This is a genomic window from Cypionkella psychrotolerans (assembly GCF_001294535.1).
In the GTDB taxonomy this organism is placed as follows: Bacteria; Pseudomonadota; Alphaproteobacteria; order Rhodobacterales; family Rhodobacteraceae; genus Cypionkella; species Cypionkella psychrotolerans.
The window spans coordinates 39,843-54,587 of record NZ_LGIC01000006.1 but is presented as its reverse complement, the minus strand read 5'-3'; the positions used below and the strand labels follow the sequence as shown (position 1 = coordinate 54,587).

Sequence of the window (14,745 nt, the reverse complement as noted above, 5' to 3'; positions counted from 1 at the left end):
TAAGGCCAGCCAAAGGCGCGAAAACTGAGAAATTTTGTTAACCAAGAACCCGTGTCACCGAAATAACCCAATATTATCAATGGTCCCGAGTTGGGACCCTCACCGCCCCCGCCAAATCCAGCCGCCACCAAACACCCGGCTGCCTTCGGGCGCATAGAACACACAAGCCTGCCCCGGCGACACCCCATCCTCCGGGTCGAGCAACTCCACCATCGCCTCGGTCGCCGAAATCGGCCGCACCACCGCGGGCCGAGGTGGCCGCGTCGAGCGCACCTTCACATTCAAATGCCACTCACCGCGGCTGTCAAACGCCTCATCCCCCAACCAGTTGATCTCACGCAAAGGAATCGTCCGGGTCGACAAAGCCTCTTTCGGCCCAACAATCACCTGCCGCAAAGCCGGGTCCAGCTTGACCACATAAAGCGGATCACCCAGCCCCCCAATCCCCAAGCCTTTACGCTGCCCGATCGTGTAATGAATGACCCCACGATGCTGCCCCAGCACGCGGCCAGCCTGATCCACAATATCCCCCGGATCAGCCGAGCCGGGCCGCAGTTTCTCAATCACCGCCGCATAATTGCCGTTGGGAACAAAGCAAATATCCTGACTGTCCGGCTTATCCGCCACCGACAACCCATACTTCAAAGCCAAAGCCCGCGTTTCCGCCTTCGATCCCAGATGCCCCAGTGGAAACCGCAGATAATCCAACTGCTCCGCCGTGGTTGAGAACAGGAAATAGCTCTGATCCCGGTTCGCATCCGTTGCCATGTGCAACTCTGGCCCATCGCCAACTTTGCGCTGAATATAATGCCCGGTCGCCATACAATCCGCGTTCAGATCCTTCGCGGTGGCGAGGAGATCCTTAAATTTCACCCGCTCATTGCAACGAATACAGGGTACTGGCGTCGCCCCCGCAAGATATGCGTCGGCAAACTCCTCGATCACCGCCTCGCGAAAGGTGTTTTCGTAATCCAACACATAATGCGGAAACCCCATGACCTCGGCAACCCGTGCCGCATCGTGAATATCGCGCCCCGCACAGCACGCGCCCTTTTTCGCCAGCGCCGCTCCATGATCGTACAGCTGCAAGGTCACGCCGACCACGTCATAGCCTTCTTCGGCCAACTGTGCGGCCACAACCGAACTGTCCACACCACCCGACATCGCCACCACGACACGGGTTTCAGAAGGCGGCTTGGCGAAACCAAGCGAGTTCAGCGGCTGATCAAACATCGAAAATTCCGGGGAATGGGGCGGCATTAAGGCCATTAGATCGCAATATAGGAAAATGCCACCTACTCTCAACCCCCGGCTTTACGCTTGTTTAAGCCCGTTCCGCCAAACTGGCTTGGTATGAACGAGGAACCCAAGATGTATCTCAAGAAAGTTGACGGCCCCCGGCAGGTCACTCTGCCCGACGGCAGCATCCTGTCGCGCGCTGATTTACCGCCGGCCGACACCCAACGTTGGGTGGCCAGCCGGAAGGTCGTGGTGGTCAAGGCCGTGATCTACGGCCTGATTTCTGAGGGTGAAGCCTTGGAACGCTACGCCTTATCGGAAGAAGAATTCGTGCTCTGGCGGCAAGCGGTTGAAACCCATGGCGAAAAAGCCCTGCGCGTCACAACACTTCAAAAGTATCGACAACTTTAGATTGTTTTTGGGATTCATATGGTCACAGTAACGTGTAGTTAACCATTGCCAGCCAAAGTCATTAACGAACAAGACCCTGTGACCGGAGCCCCCAGAATGCGAATCTTATTGGTTGAGGACGATCCCACCACATCCCGTAGTATCGAATTGATGCTGACCCACGCCAACTTGAATGTCTATTGCACCGATTTGGGTGAAGATGGCATCGATTTGGCGAAACTTTATGATTACGATCTGATTCTTTTGGATCTTAACCTGCCAGATATGTCCGGGCATGAGGTGCTGCGGCAACTCCGCCTTGCGCGAATCGAAACGCCGATTTTGATTCTCTCGGGGTCTGACGATACCGAGAACAAGATCAAAGGCTTTGGTTTTGGCGCCGATGACTACCTCACCAAACCGTTCCACCGCGAAGAATTGGTGGCGCGCATTCATGCCATCATTCGTCGCTCCAAAGGCCACAGCCAGTCGATGATCAAGACCGGCCGGGTCAATGTGAACCTTGATGCCAAGACGGTGGATGTCGAAGGCTCAACGGTGCATCTGACCGGCAAAGAATATCAGATGTTGGAGCTGCTTTCGTTGCGCAAAGGCACCACCCTGACCAAAGAGATGTTTCTCAATCATCTCTATGGCGGCATGGACGAGCCTGAATTGAAGATCATCGACGTTTTCATCTGCAAGCTGCGCAAAAAGCTGGCAGAGGCGACCGGTGGCACCAATTACATCGAAACTGTCTGGGGTCGCGGCTATGTGCTGCGCGATCCGAGCCCAGCTTTGGCTCCGCGCCTCGCCGCCAGCGCTTGATCGAGCCTTTGCCTGCGCTTGCCCATTTCCGGCCCGCCGCATAACTTGGGCGAAACGGAAATGGGGGCGGCAATGGCGGTGGATCTTGAGCAGTTGACCGAGGCCGAAGCCCGGGCGGAACTCGCCCGGCTGGCCGAAGCGATTGCGGCGGCCAACCGCGCCTATCATACGCTGGATGCACCCGAGATGTCGGACGCCGAGTTTGATGGGCTGAAACGTCGGAATCTGGCGCTTGAGGCGCGGTTTCCGGCCTTGAAACGCAGCGATAGCCCGTCCGAGCAGGTCGGCAGTGGCGTGGCCGACGGCTTTGGCAAAGTCGCGCACGCGGTTCGGATGTTGTCGTTGGAGAATGCGTTTGAAGACAGCGACATCGCCGATTTTGATGAACGCGTGCGCAAGTATCTCGGCAGCGATAGCGCTTTGGCCTATACCGCCGAACCCAAAATTGACGGTCTGTCGCTGTCCTTGCGCTATGAAAATGGCGTGCTGGTGCAGGCGGCCACACGCGGCGATGGCGAGGTTGGCGAGAATGTCACCGAGAATGCCCGCACCATCGCGGATATTCCGCAGCAGCTGACCGATGCCCCACAGCTTTTGGAAGTGCGCGGCGAGGTTTACATGAGCCACGCCGATTTCGCCGCTTTGAACCAAAGACAGGCGGCAAAGACCGACAAACTGTTCGCCAATCCGCGCAATGCCGCAGCGGGCAGTCTGCGGCAACTGGACGCCAGCATCACCGCCGCGCGCCCGTTGCGGTTTTTCGCCTATGCTTGGGGGGCCTTGTCAACGCCGCTGGCAGCTACCCAATTTGGCGCGATTGAGCGACTTAACCAGTTGGGATTTCAAACAAATCCTCTCACCGTGCTTTGCGCAGGCCCCGAGGAGATGTTGACGCAGTATCACCATATAGAGACCAATCGGGCGACTTTGGGCTATGACATCGACGGCGTTGTCTACAAGGTCAACGATCTTGGCTTGCAAGCGCGGCTGGGGTTCCGCTCCGCCACCCCCCGCTGGGCGATTGCGCATAAATTCCCGGCGGAACTGGCTTGGACCCGACTTGAGGCGATTGACATTCAGGTCGGCCGGACCGGGGCGCTGTCGCCCGTGGCGCGGCTGTCTCCGGTCACGGTCGGCGGGGTCGTGGTGTCGAACGCGACGCTGCACAATGAAGATTACATCGCCGGACGCGGTGCCAAGGGCAACCCGATCCGCGAGGGCCGCGATATTCGCGTCGGCGATTGGGTGCAGGTGTATCGTGCGGGGGATGTGATCCCGAAGATTGCCGATGTCGATCTGCTGCGTCGCCCCGATGATGCGCAACCTTATGTTTTTCCTGACATTTGCCCGGAATGTGGCTCAGTCGCGCATCGCGAACCCGGCGATGCGGTGCGCCGCTGCACGGGCGGTCTGATCTGCCCCGCGCAAGCGGTCGAGCGGTTGAAGCATTTTGTCGCGCGCGGGGCTTTTGACATCGAAGGCTTGGGTGCCAAGCAGGTTGAAATGTTTTTTCATGATGCAGATCTGCCGGTGAAAACCCCTGCCGATATTTTCACGCTGGCGGCGCGGGATGCGACCAATGGGCTGAAACGGTTGAAGAATCGCGATGGATTTGGCGAGGTTTCCGCAAAGAAACTGTTTGCTGCGATTGAGGCCAAGCGCACCATTCCGCTGGATCGGCTGATCTTTGGCCTTGGCATCCGCCATGTCGGCGAGGCCGCGGCAAGCCTGCTCGCGCGACATTATTCGACATGGGACGGCTTCGAGGCCGCGATCACCCATGCTTTGCCGGGCAGCGCGGAATGGGCGGACCTGATTTCGATTGACGGTGTGGGGGCGGTGCTGGCGGGTTCGCTGGTGGCGGCATTTCAAAACAGCTCGGAACGCGCGGCGATTGACGCTTTGGTGGCGCAGCTTGACGTGCAAGCGGTGCAAGCCCGCGCGCCGGTGGACAGCCCGGTGGCCGGGAAAACCGTGGTGTTCACGGGCACGCTGGAAAAGATGACGCGGGCGGAAGCGAAAGCGCGGGCCGAGGCTTTGGGGGCGAAGGTTGCGGGCTCGGTCTCGGCCAAAACCGATCTGCTGATTGCCGGACCAGGGGCGGGATCGAAGGCGAAAGATGCCGAAAAACATGGGGTTACGGTGATTGATGAAGATCAATGGCTTACCCTGATAGGTCAGGCATGAGCCGCCCGGAAATTCTGTTTCCGCTGTTTGCCGGGTTAGAGACTTTGGACGGCGTCGGCCCGAAAACCGCGCAGGCCTTTGCGCTTTTGGGGGTGGAAAAGCCGAAGGACCTGCTGTTTTTGCTGCCACATTCCGCCGTGGACCGCAGCCGCAAAGCCTCAATCCGCGATGTGGTGCCGCCCTGCACAGTGACGGTCGAGGTCGAGGTTGGCAGCCATTTCCCGCCCCGGCAAAAGGGCCGCCCCTACCGGGTGATGGTGCGCGATGCGGCGTTGGAGTTCCAACTGGTGTTCTTCCATGCGCGCGGCGACTATCTGCAAAAGATTCTGCCGACTGGCCAGCGCCGCTTGGTATCCGGAAAGGTGGAACTCTTTGATAATATTGCGCAAATGGTCCACCCGGATCATGTTTTGCGCCCCGAGGAAGCCGATGATCTGCCGCTGTTTGAGCCGGTCTATCCGCTGACCGCTGGCGTCACCCAACGGCAGGTTGCCAAGGCTGCGGCCTCGGCGCTGGCACGGGCTCCGTTGGTGCCAGAGTGGATCGACCCCAACCTGAAGGCGCGTGAGGCATGGCCGGATTGGCGCACGGCTTTGGAAACCGCCCATGCGCCGCAGGATCAAGCGGGCTTGGCGTTCACCCATCCCGCCCGGCAACGTCTTGCTTATGATGAACTTTTTGCCCATCAACTGACCCTGTCACTGGCCCGCGCGCATCTGCGACGGGGCAACGGCGTGGCAAGTATCGGGACCGGGGCGCTTCACGCAAAAGTCTTGGCCACGCTGCCCTATGCGCCGACTGCGGCACAAACCCGCGCCGTGGCCGAGATCGCGCAGGATATGGCCGAGCCGCTCCGGATGAACCGCTTGCTGCAAGGCGATGTCGGCTCTGGCAAAACCTTGGTGGCCTTCCTTGCGCTGCTGACGGCGGTTGAGGCGGGCGGGCAGGGCGTGCTGATGGCGCCCACCGAGATTTTGGCGCGCCAGCACCGTGAGGGCCTGCTGCCTTTGGCCGAAGCCGCAGGCATCCGGTTGGAGTTGTTGACCGGGCGCGACAAGGGCGCAGATCGTGCGGCCAAACTGGCGGCATTGCAGGATGGTCAAATCCAGATCCTGCTGGGCACCCATGCGGTGTTTCAAAAGGATGTGCATTTTCAAGATCTTCGCCTTGCCGTGGTCGATGAGCAACATCGCTTTGGCGTCTCACAACGCATGGAGCTTGGCGCGAAAGGCCAGGCCGCAGATGTGCTGGTGATGACCGCTACACCGATCCCGCGCAGTCTGGCGCTGGCGAGTTACGGCGATATGGATGTCTCAGTGTTGGATGAAAAGCCTGCCGGGCGCAAGCCGATCAAGACGGTGATGATTTCGGGCGCGCGGATGGATGAGGTGGTGGGCCACCTCGCCCGTGCGGTCGCCGAGGGGCGGCAGGCCTATTGGGTCTGCCCTTTGGTCGAGGAATCCGAACTGGTCGATTACGCCAGCGCGGTGGAACGCTTCGAGTCCCTGCGCGCGGCTTTGGGCGATGTGGTGGGGCTGGTGCATGGCCAGATGCCGGTGGCCGAAAAAGACGCCGCGATGGCGCGGTTTGTCAGCGGGGTGACCAAGATTTTGGTGGCCACCACGGTGATCGAGGTCGGGGTGAACGTGCCGAATGCCTCGATCATGGTGATCGAGCGCGCCGAAATCTTTGGCCTTGCGCAGTTGCACCAGTTGCGCGGCAGGGTCGGGCGCGGCAGCGTGGAGTCTACCTGCTTGCTGGTCTATCAAGCGCCGCTTTCGGAAAGTGGTGAGCGGCGGCTAAAAGTGATCCGTGATACCGAAGACGGCTTTCGCATCTCCGAAGAAGACCTGTCGATGCGCGGCGCGGGTGATCTGATTGGCACCGCGCAATCAGGCTTGCCGCGCTTTCGCGTCGCGGATCTGGAGCGGCAAGCGGGGTTAATGGCGGTTGCACAATCAGACGCGCGGGCGTTGTTGGCGATTGACCCCGATCTGAGCAGCCCGCGCGGCAAGGCTGCCCGAGTGCTTTTGTGGCTGCTTGATCAAGATCGTGCGATAAAACTGATTTCTGTCGGCTGAAACCTCACAATCTTGTGTCTGTGGTCTGGGAACCAAAGCACCGCACGTGGGCTATGTTCTCCTAAGTTCACAAATGTTCCCATAAAGTTCTTTACAGGTGGTAAAGAGTGTGAGAACAATATGGCAACAAGCAAACGGAGGTCGCAATGTTCACCGAGATTATCGAAATCCTGAAACGCTCCAACACCAGCCTTGTCGCTGATGCCGTTGGCGTCGTGTCGCTGTTTGCCCTGCTTTTCGCCGGATTGGGAATGTCTGGCACGCTTTGAAGGTTCTGCCTGCGGTCTTGTTGAACCGGGCCTGCGCATTTGTCCCCAAGTGATGCGCCGCGTGGCTGCCCTGCCACTGCCTTGGTGAAAGAACGCCACTTTCCGCCGCCATCCGATGGGATGCGCGGCGGTTTTTTTATGCGGCCTCTGCCTGGGCGGCAGCTTCGCAGGCGGCGTCCAGCGCCAAAAGAATAGAGGCGTGGCGATTCTTATATTCGCGCGCCGGGATTAATACTTCGTAACCGTCAAACGGTGCTGCAGGCACTGGGCCATTGTCTTTCAACATCGCCAGCAGCATCTGGCGCGCGGCAATAAGCTCGGCAAGGCTGCGACCCAGAATCACCCCGCCTAAAATCGCAGCCGAAGCTTGGCCCAACGCGCAGGCCTTCACATCCTGGGCGAAATCCGCAACCCGCCCCGCTTTCATCACCACATCAACCGTCACGGTTGACCCACACAGCGGCGAGCGTTTGCGCGCGCTTCCCGTAGGGGCGGGCAGGCGGCCCAAATGCGGAATCTCGGCCGCCAGCGCCAAAATCCGCCCCGAGTAGAGTTTGACGAGATCGCTGTCGCTCATGGCTTCCCCTTTTCTTACCCACAAGATAAGCCGACAGCACGCCTTCGCCAAGGAGCAGCCGATGCAATTCGACCCCACAACGCTGACTTACGATGCCAACGGCCTGATTCCCTGCATCGCGCAGGATCACGCCTCGGGCGAGGTGCTGATGATGGCGTGGATGAGTGCGGAATCGCTGGCCCGCACCCTGAAAACGGGGGCGATGACCTATTGGTCGCGGTCGCGAGCCAGTTTTTGGGCGAAAGGTGAAACCTCCGGCCATGTGCAGCGTTTGGTGGAGCTGCGGGTTGATTGCGACCGCGATTGTCTGTTAGCGCTGGTGACGCAAGTGGGTCCGGCCTGCCATACCAATCGGCGCAGTTGCTTTTACACGGCGGTGCGAGATGGCGTTGACGTGGTGATTTCTGAGCCGCTATAGCCCGACCATCCGGCGAATATCTGCGGGCGTCGCGCCCTCTGTCCGGTATTTCGACAAAGCGCGGGCGTCGTCTCGCTTGGCCAAACGCTTGCCCTGATCATCACGGATCAGGCGGTGGTGGTGGTAGATGGGGGTGGGCAGACCCAGAAGCCGTTGTAAAAGCGCATGTATTTTTGTATATTCTGTTAAATCAGCTCCGCGTACCACATGCGTTACGCCCTGTGCTGCATCATCCAGCACCACAGACAGGTGATATGATGTATTTGTATCGCGGCCTGCGATCACAAAGTCGCCGACAAAGACTCCAAGTTCTTCTCGTGAGAATTCAATAAGACCACGAGTCAACTGCGGTCCAATTCCCGTTTCATGGTAGCAGGCATAACTCTGCCAATCATTGCCCACGCTGTTGGTTCGATGTTCAAAAACCGAATCGGCTACGCGATCGAGTTCAATTCTAAGCGTCGTATTAGTTGGTCTTGGATACTGTTCAGGAAAGCGGCGTTCGTAGGCCATCCGGCTGCGACAGGTCCTAGGATAGGGCATACCGTCTAGCCCAAAAAGCAAGCTGGCGCCCTCTTGGGGTGCAGCTTGTGCTGTCTCGATGTCGCGGCGGGAGCAAATACAAGGGTAGATCAGACCAAGCGCCCATAGCTCATCTAACGCTTTCTGATATGTATCGCGGCGATCTGATTGGCGCAACGGCACAGCATCCCACCGTAGGCCAAGCCACTGCAAATCATCATAAATCTGGCATTCCCACTCGGGCCGACAGCGGCTGCGGTCGATATCTTCGATCCGCAGTAGAAATTTGCCGCCCTCTGCCCGCGCCATGTCATGCGCCAGCAGCGCCGAATAGGCATGGCCCAGATGCAACGGTCCGGTGGGCGAGGGGGCGAAGCGGGTTACGAAAGCCATGCCGTGAACGATTCTTTCGCGCGGTCGGTGTAGGCTTTGTAGCGATCTTTGCGCCCCTTGCGGCCCCCGCGCGCGTCAATCGGCGGAAACAGCCCGAAGTTGACGTTCATCGGTTGGAAGGTTTTCGCCTCGGCCCCGCCGGTGATATGGGTGATCAATGCGCCCATTGCAGTGTCGGGCGGCGGCGGCGGTAAAACCCGCCCCTGCAATTCGGCGGCGGCCATCCGGCCCGCCAGCAGACCCATCGCCGAGGATTCGACATAGCCTTCCACCCCGGTGATCTGGCCTGCAAAGCGGATATTGGGCCGCGATTTCAGCCGCATCTGATCATCCAGCAAGGTGGGAGAGTTGATGAAGGTGTTGCGGTGGATGCCGCCCAACCGGGCGAAACTGGCTTTGTGCAGCGCGGGAATCATTTTGAAAACAGCGGTTTGCGCGCCGTACTTCATCTTGGTTTGAAAGCCGACGATGTTGTAAAGTGTGCCGAGTTTGTTGTCGCGGCGCAGTTGCACCACGGCATAGGGCTTCATCGGGTTATGCGGGTTTGTCAGCCCCACCGGCTTCATCGGCCCAAACCGCAACGTCTCACGCCCGCGTTCCGCCATCACCTCAATCGGCAGACAGCCGTCGAAGTAGCCTGCGGTTTCGCCCTCATGGAATTCGGTTTTCTCGGCCGCCAGCAGGGCGTCGATGAAGGCGTAGTATTCGTCCTTGGTCATCGGGCAATTCATATAGGCGGTCTGCTCTTCAACCGTCTCGCCCTTATCGTAGCGACTTTGCATCCAAGCCAGCGACATATCCACCGACTCGGCATAGACAATCGGCGCGATGGCATCGAAAAACGCCAAAGCATCAGCCCCGGTCGCGGCACGAATGCTTTGCGCTAACGCGCTTGAGGTTAACGGGCCGGTGGCGATGATCCAACTGCCTTCGTCGGGCAGTTCGGTCACTTCCTCAAACGAGGAAGAAATCAGCGGATGCGCGTTCAGCTTTGCCGTGACAGCCTCGGCAAACGGGTCACGGTCCACCGCCAGCGCGCCGCCTGCGGGCAAACGATGCGTCTCGGCCATCGCCATGATCAAACCATTGGCCGCCCGCATCTCCCAATGCAAAAGCCCGACTGCATTGCGTTCATCATCATCCGAGCGGAACGAATTTGAGCAGACCATTTCGGCAAAATTTCCGGTCCGGTGCGCGAAAGTACCCACCTGAGGCCGCATCTCGTGGATTACCACGCGCACGCCTTGTTCCGCCGCTTGCCAAGCCGCTTCCGATCCGGCCATGCCGCCGCCGATGATGTGCAATTCTTGTGTCATAGGGGCGATGTAGCCCTGTGCGGGCTTTAGATCAAGGCGATGCGTTCGCGTAGTGCCGCGTCGGGGAAGCGGCGATAAAGCCCAACCTCAATCTGCGCGATCATCTGATGCATATGGTCATATCGTCGCTCGGCGGCTTCATCGGGGGTAGAGAGCGCTGCGAACGCCGCATCGAGGTCTGCCAAGCCCCCGACGTCAATTTCCAGCAGGAAATCGGTATGCGTGCCAGAGGCCAGCCGGAATTTTCGCCGCAACAACCGCCAGTTCAGGATCAACCCTTGGGCTTGCAGATAGCTCATCCAAGCCTCAACAGCCGCCGCAAAGGCCAAAGCGCGGGCGCCGTCTTTCAACTCGATCATGCAATGATAGATGTTCATGCCGCCTCCGATCGCGATCAGAAAAGCAGCAATTGCTTGCCAAGCCGTTAATCCGGCATGAAAAGGGCCGAGGTTTCCCCCGGCCCATCCGCCAATTTTCGCCAAATTTAGCGTTTGTCGATAGCCACAGCGCCCGCGCCATGCGCGAACAGCATCAGAAGACCACCTGCAATCGCGAAGTTTTTCAAGAAGTGGGTCATTTGATTCTGGTCCGCGAAGTTGTTGTGATACAACATAGCCGCGACGATGCAGAACCCAGCGCCCAGCAGCGCCATAATCCGGGTCTGGAAGCCGAGAACAATCGACGCACCCAAGGCCAATTCGAAAATAATCGCAGGCCAAGCCAAGATCGTCGGCAGGCCAGCCGAGGCCATATAGCCTGCAAATCCGGCAACGTCGCTCAGTTTGCCAAAACCAGCGATCAAAAACAGTGCGCCGATCAAGATGCGGGCAACCAGCGGGGCGTAGGGAGAGAGTTTATCCATGATTAATCCTGATATCCGTTTGCTAGGGCCAAGCCCCATATTGGGTTTCGGCATTTGAATGGGCTTAACCTGCAGCAGTTATGCATTAAATAGGTATCAGCGCGCTTGTGATCTGCGCTGATGCACAGAGAATCGGTCAGTTTTTGGGGCGCGCCCAAAGCTTCAGGCGATGCTGTTGCACAAATGCTGCGGGATTATCGCCCAGATCATATCCCAGACTTGCGGCTTTCTCGAAAAAACCGGGGGCGGGCAAGCCTTGCGCCAACCGCCCCGCACAGAGCGCCGCACGCAACGGTTGGTTTGCGGCGGCATCGGTTTCCATCAGGATTTCAAGCGCTTGCGTTAGTTTGGCAATCGCGCCGGGGCCGGGAATCGCCAGATCGCGCGCCAGTGCGCCGTAGGTGCTGGTCTGCTGAAGCGCGGCCAGTTCGGCCAGCCGCGCCTCAAGATTATTCATCGCCCTGTTCTGCAACCCGTGCGACGGAAACCACTTCTTCACCTTTTCCGGTGTTGAATACCTTCACCCCGCCTGCGGAACGCGAACGGAATGAGATTTGATCAACGGGCACCCGGATGGATTGCCCCGTGGAGGTTGCAAGCATGATTTGGTCTGACAGATCGACCGGGAACGAGGCCACCAGCGGCCCGCCACGCATCGCACCGTCCATGGCTTTGACGCCCATACCGCCCCGCCCGCGCACCGGATAATCATGGCTGGAGCTGAGCTTACCGGAACCAGAGGTGGTGATGGTCAGGATCAGGTCCTCGGCCGCAGACATTTCAGCATAGCGTTCGGTGGAAAGCTGGCCCACCTCTACCGCTGCTTCGTCGTCATCTGCCTCAACCTCATCTACAGCACCCGCCATCAAGCGTCGTTGCTTGAGGTAAGCCTCGCGTTCAGCCGGATCGGCCTCAAAATGCCGGATGATCGACATCGACACTACTTTGTCGCCCGCGCCGACCCGGATTCCGCGCACACCCGTCGAGCCGCGCGATTTGAACACGCGGATTTCCGTGGTCGGGAAGCGTATCGCGCGGCCCAAGGCGGTGACCAGCATGATATCGTCGTTCTCATCGGCAATCGCGGCGTTCACCAAGAACACGCCTTCGGGCAGTTTCATCGCGATTTTGCCGTTGCGCATCACATTGGTGAAATCCGACAGATCGTTCTGCCGCACATCGCCGTCGCTGGTGGCAAACACGATTTGCAGGTCTTCCCATTCGGCTTCCGGCGCATCCACCGGCATCAAAGCCGCAATGCTAACTCCTTGGGTGATCGGCAAAATGTTGACCATCGCCTTACCCTTCGCCGTCCGTCCTGCCAAGGGCAGCCGCCAGGTTTTCAGCTTGTAGACCATGCCATCGGTGGTGAAGAACAAGAGGTTAGTATGAGTGTTGGCGACGAAAAGCGTCGTTACAACGTCGTCTTCTTTGGTCGCCATCGAGGACAAACCCTTGCCGCCGCGGTTCTGGCTGCGGAATTCGATCAGCGGGGTGCGCTTGATATAGCCGCCAGAGGTGATGGTGACGACCATATCTTCGCGCTCGATCAGGTCTTCGTCTTCCATATCGCCGGCCCAGTCGACGATTTCGGTGCGACGTGGCACCGCAAACATCGCGCGGACTTCGCGCAATTCATCCGAGATGATCGCCATGATGCGTTCGCGCGAGCCCAGAATCTCAAGGTAATCCTTGATCTTACCCGCCAGTTCTTGCAACTCGTCGGTGATCTCTTTCACACCCATCGCGGTCAGGCGTTGCAGGCGCAGATCCAGAATGGCGCGGGCTTGTAGTTCTGACAGATTATAGGTGCCATCGTCGTTGATCGGGTGGGAGGGATCATCAATCAACTTGATATAGGGGATGATTTCCCCCGCAGGCCAGCGCCGGGTCATCAGCCGCTCGCGCGCTTCCGCAGGGTCCGCCGAGGAACGGATGGTTGCCACGACCTCATCGACGTTGGAAACCGCAACAGCCAGACCGCACAGGATATGGCTGCGTTCACGGGCGCGGCGCAACTCATAGGCGGTGCGGCGCGCCACAACTTCCTCGCGGAAGGTTATGAAATGTCTAAGGAAATCGGCCAAAGTCAGCTGTTCAGGCCGCCCGCCATTCAGCGCCAGCATGTTGCAGCCGAACGAGGTTTGCATCGGCGTGAAGCGATAGAGCTGGTTCAAAACCACATCCGCCGTCGCATCGCGCTTGAGTTCAATCACCACCCGCACGCCGATCCGGTCGGATTCGTCTTGCACATGGGCGATGCCTTCGATCTTCTTCTCGCGCACTTGCTCGGCGATAATCTCAATCATCCGGGCCTTGTTGACCTGATAGGGCACCTCGTCGATGATGATCGCAAAGCGGCCAGACCGAATTTCCTCAATCCGGGTTTTGGCGCGGATAATCACCGAACCACGGCCCTCCAGATAGGCCTTGCGCGCGCCAGCCCTACCTAAAATAGTTGCCCCCGTCGGGAAATCCGGGGCAGGGATGATCTCCATCAACTGCTCAATGCTGATGTCGGGATTGGCGATCATCGCCAAGGTGCCGTCAATCACTTCGCCCAAGTTATGCGGCGGAATGTTGGTGGCCATGCCCACGGCAATACCGCCCGCGCCATTGACCAGCATGTTGGGAAAGCGTGCCGGCAGAACGGTGGGCTCACGGTCTTTGCCGTCATAATTGTCTTGGAAATCAACGGTGTCTTTGTCTATATCCGCCAAAAGGAACGCCGCGGGCTTGTCCATCCGCACTTCAGTATAGCGCATCGCCGCCGCGGTATCGCCATCCATGCTGCCGAAGTTGCCTTGCCCATCCAGCAGCGGCAGGCTCATCGAGAACGGCTGCGCCATCCGCACCAGCGCATCATAAATCGCAGAATCGCCGTGCGGGTGGTATTTGCCCATCGTATCGCCAACCGGGCGCGCCGATTTGCGGTAAGGCTTGTCGTGGCCGTTGTTGGTTTCGTGCATCGCGAACAAAATCCGCCGATGCACCGGTTTCAAGCCATCGCGCAGGTCAGGGATCGCCCGCGACACGATCACGCTCATCGCGTAATCGAGATAGGCGGTTTTCATCTCGGCGGCGATGTCGATCTGCGGCCCGTCATGGTGCATGCGGATCGGTTTTTCGTCTGCCGTTTCAGGGGTTTCCGGAGTGTCGGTCACTGGGGCCGCGCCTTCCTGTATAGGGTCTAGATATGGTTGCCGCTACCTTACACTATCCCGCATTTGGGGTGCAAGGCAGGTGCGTAAATGGCTTTGGCAGCAGGGGTGTGTGAGTGATAACATACTGTTTTTATTGAAAATTAATATGTATGGCGCAGGATATGCTTGTGGGCTTTGGAAAGGCAGGCAACCCATGCACGCCACTGAGACGGAATTGATGCTGAAAGGTTACGGGCTGACAACAGCAGAGTTATACTACCGGATGCCAGATTATCGCAATGTTCTCAATAGCTTCACTTGGCAAGACTATGATCTTGCCCCGGATTATCCGCAGCTTTTCGGCTTTATCGAGTTTTGGCAAAGCCAGATCGAAGGGCCGCTGCATTCGGTGCGATTCACCCATCGCAAACTGATAGCACCAGGCGAATGGCGCAATGTGGTAGGCGAATTTCGGCTGCATTAGGCGGACTTGCCATTCCGCCCCGGCGCGCGGATAAGC

General features: G+C 58.7%; 15 protein-coding genes. 7 read left to right on the top strand and 8 right to left on the bottom strand.

The window, feature by feature from the left end; genetic code table 11:
• Positions 1 to 99 precede the first annotated feature (99 nt).
• Complete coding sequence (gene mnmA / locus AKV04_RS00765; protein ID WP_054004714.1) at positions 100 to 1,233, bottom strand: tRNA 2-thiouridine(34) synthase MnmA; 1,134 nt, start codon at positions 1,231 to 1,233, stop codon at positions 100 to 102.
• A 138-nt stretch (positions 1,234 to 1,371) separates the two neighbouring features.
• On the opposite strand from mnmA, the gene sciP reads away from it, so the two are divergent.
• The 5 genes from sciP to AKV04_RS27465 all read left to right on the top strand — a co-directional run bounded on the left by sciP (position 1,372) and on the right by AKV04_RS27465 (position 6,994).
• Positions 1,372 to 1,650, top strand: a complete 279-nt coding sequence (sciP, locus tag AKV04_RS00760; protein WP_054004713.1) for a CtrA inhibitor SciP — start codon at positions 1,372 to 1,374, stop codon at positions 1,648 to 1,650.
• 96 nt (positions 1,651 to 1,746) lie between these two features.
• A complete protein-coding gene (gene ctrA / locus AKV04_RS00755) occupies positions 1,747 to 2,457 on the top strand; it encodes a response regulator transcription factor CtrA (protein WP_054004572.1) in 711 nt (236 codons plus the stop codon).
• Positions 2,458 to 2,529: 72 nt separating this feature from the next.
• On the top strand, positions 2,530 to 4,644 hold the full coding sequence (ligA, locus tag AKV04_RS00750; protein ID WP_156317284.1) for an NAD-dependent DNA ligase LigA: 2,115 nt from the start codon (positions 2,530 to 2,532) through the stop codon (positions 4,642 to 4,644).
• A complete protein-coding gene (gene recG / locus AKV04_RS00745) occupies positions 4,641 to 6,725 on the top strand; it encodes an ATP-dependent DNA helicase RecG (protein WP_054004570.1) in 2,085 nt (694 codons plus the stop codon). Before ligA ends, recG begins: the two co-directional genes overlap by 4 nt.
• Before the next feature lie 146 nt (positions 6,726 to 6,871).
• Positions 6,872 to 6,994, top strand: coding sequence for a hypothetical protein (locus AKV04_RS27465; protein WP_268871764.1), 123 nt, complete (start codon positions 6,872 to 6,874; stop codon positions 6,992 to 6,994).
• 136 nt (positions 6,995 to 7,130) lie between these two features.
• On the opposite strand, the gene AKV04_RS00740 is transcribed toward AKV04_RS27465, so the two are convergent.
• Positions 7,131 to 7,571 carry an iron-sulfur cluster assembly scaffold protein gene (locus AKV04_RS00740; RefSeq protein ID WP_054004569.1) on the bottom strand — a complete coding sequence of 147 codons (441 nt, stop codon included), beginning with the start codon at positions 7,569 to 7,571 and terminating at the stop codon, positions 7,131 to 7,133.
• Positions 7,572 to 7,632: 61 nt separating this feature from the next.
• On the opposite strand from AKV04_RS00740, the gene hisI reads away from it, so the two are divergent.
• Positions 7,633 to 7,989: a phosphoribosyl-AMP cyclohydrolase gene (hisI, locus tag AKV04_RS00735; protein ID WP_054004568.1), complete on the top strand. Its 357-nt coding sequence runs from the start codon at positions 7,633 to 7,635 to the stop codon at positions 7,987 to 7,989.
• On the opposite strand, the gene gluQRS is transcribed toward hisI, so the two are convergent.
• The 6 genes from gluQRS to gyrA all read right to left on the bottom strand — a co-directional run bounded on the left by gluQRS (position 7,984) and on the right by gyrA (position 14,246).
• On the bottom strand, positions 7,984 to 8,904 hold the full coding sequence (gene gluQRS, locus AKV04_RS00730) for a tRNA glutamyl-Q(34) synthetase GluQRS (protein ID WP_054004567.1): 921 nt from the start codon (positions 8,902 to 8,904) through the stop codon (positions 7,984 to 7,986). The two genes, hisI and gluQRS, sit on opposite strands and share 6 nt — an antisense overlap.
• A complete protein-coding gene (gene trmFO / locus AKV04_RS00725) occupies positions 8,892 to 10,220 on the bottom strand; it encodes a methylenetetrahydrofolate--tRNA-(uracil(54)-C(5))-methyltransferase (FADH(2)-oxidizing) TrmFO (protein WP_054004566.1) in 1,329 nt (442 codons plus the stop codon). Before trmFO ends, gluQRS begins: the two co-directional genes overlap by 13 nt.
• A 26-nt stretch (positions 10,221 to 10,246) precedes the next feature.
• A complete protein-coding gene (locus tag AKV04_RS00720) occupies positions 10,247 to 10,597 on the bottom strand; it encodes a DUF6614 family protein (RefSeq protein WP_054004712.1) in 351 nt (116 codons plus the stop codon).
• A gap of 107 nt (positions 10,598 to 10,704) precedes the next feature.
• Positions 10,705 to 11,082 carry a DoxX family protein gene (locus tag AKV04_RS00715; RefSeq protein WP_054004565.1) on the bottom strand — a complete coding sequence of 126 codons (378 nt, stop codon included), beginning with the start codon at positions 11,080 to 11,082 and terminating at the stop codon, positions 10,705 to 10,707.
• A gap of 136 nt (positions 11,083 to 11,218) precedes the next feature.
• Positions 11,219 to 11,539 carry a hypothetical protein gene (locus AKV04_RS00710; protein WP_054004564.1) on the bottom strand — a complete coding sequence of 107 codons (321 nt, stop codon included), beginning with the start codon at positions 11,537 to 11,539 and terminating at the stop codon, positions 11,219 to 11,221.
• The gene (gyrA, locus tag AKV04_RS00705) at positions 11,532 to 14,246 is read right to left on the bottom strand and encodes a DNA gyrase subunit A (protein ID WP_054004563.1); all 2,715 of its coding nucleotides are present in this window, start codon (positions 14,244 to 14,246) and stop codon (positions 11,532 to 11,534) included. Before gyrA ends, AKV04_RS00710 begins: the two co-directional genes overlap by 8 nt.
• 193 nt (positions 14,247 to 14,439) lie before the next feature.
• Between gyrA and AKV04_RS00700 the strand changes: the two genes are divergently transcribed.
• Entirely contained in the window at positions 14,440 to 14,709 is a 270-nt protein-coding gene (locus AKV04_RS00700; RefSeq protein WP_054004711.1) for an usg protein, read from the top strand.
• Positions 14,710 to 14,745 lie beyond the last annotated feature (36 nt).

What these genes read in the sequence shown, in the direction of transcription:
- mnmA (WP_054004714.1), bottom strand. Translation starts at nt 1,233, where the DNA reads ATGTTTGATCAGCCGCTGAACTCGCTTGGTTTCGCCAAGCCGCCTTCT.
- sciP (WP_054004713.1), top strand. Translation starts at nt 1,372, where the DNA reads ATGTATCTCAAGAAAGTTGACGGCCCCCGGCAGGTCACTCTGCCCGAC.
- ctrA (WP_054004572.1), top strand. Translation starts at nt 1,747, where the DNA reads ATGCGAATCTTATTGGTTGAGGACGATCCCACCACATCCCGTAGTATC.
- ligA (WP_156317284.1), top strand. Translation starts at nt 2,530, where the DNA reads ATGGCGGTGGATCTTGAGCAGTTGACCGAGGCCGAAGCCCGGGCGGAA.
- recG (WP_054004570.1), top strand. Translation starts at nt 4,641, where the DNA reads ATGAGCCGCCCGGAAATTCTGTTTCCGCTGTTTGCCGGGTTAGAGACT.
- AKV04_RS27465 (WP_268871764.1), top strand. Translation starts at nt 6,872, where the DNA reads ATGTTCACCGAGATTATCGAAATCCTGAAACGCTCCAACACCAGCCTT.
- AKV04_RS00740 (WP_054004569.1), bottom strand. Translation starts at nt 7,571, where the DNA reads ATGAGCGACAGCGATCTCGTCAAACTCTACTCGGGGCGGATTTTGGCG.
- hisI (WP_054004568.1), top strand. Translation starts at nt 7,633, where the DNA reads ATGCAATTCGACCCCACAACGCTGACTTACGATGCCAACGGCCTGATT.
- gluQRS (WP_054004567.1), bottom strand. Translation starts at nt 8,904, where the DNA reads ATGGCTTTCGTAACCCGCTTCGCCCCCTCGCCCACCGGACCGTTGCAT.
- trmFO (WP_054004566.1), bottom strand. Translation starts at nt 10,220, where the DNA reads ATGACACAAGAATTGCACATCATCGGCGGCGGCATGGCCGGATCGGAA.
- AKV04_RS00720 (WP_054004712.1), bottom strand. Translation starts at nt 10,597, where the DNA reads ATGAACATCTATCATTGCATGATCGAGTTGAAAGACGGCGCCCGCGCT.
- AKV04_RS00715 (WP_054004565.1), bottom strand. Translation starts at nt 11,082, where the DNA reads ATGGATAAACTCTCTCCCTACGCCCCGCTGGTTGCCCGCATCTTGATC.
- AKV04_RS00710 (WP_054004564.1), bottom strand. Translation starts at nt 11,539, where the DNA reads ATGAATAATCTTGAGGCGCGGCTGGCCGAACTGGCCGCGCTTCAGCAG.
- AKV04_RS00700 (WP_054004711.1), top strand. Translation starts at nt 14,440, where the DNA reads ATGCACGCCACTGAGACGGAATTGATGCTGAAAGGTTACGGGCTGACA.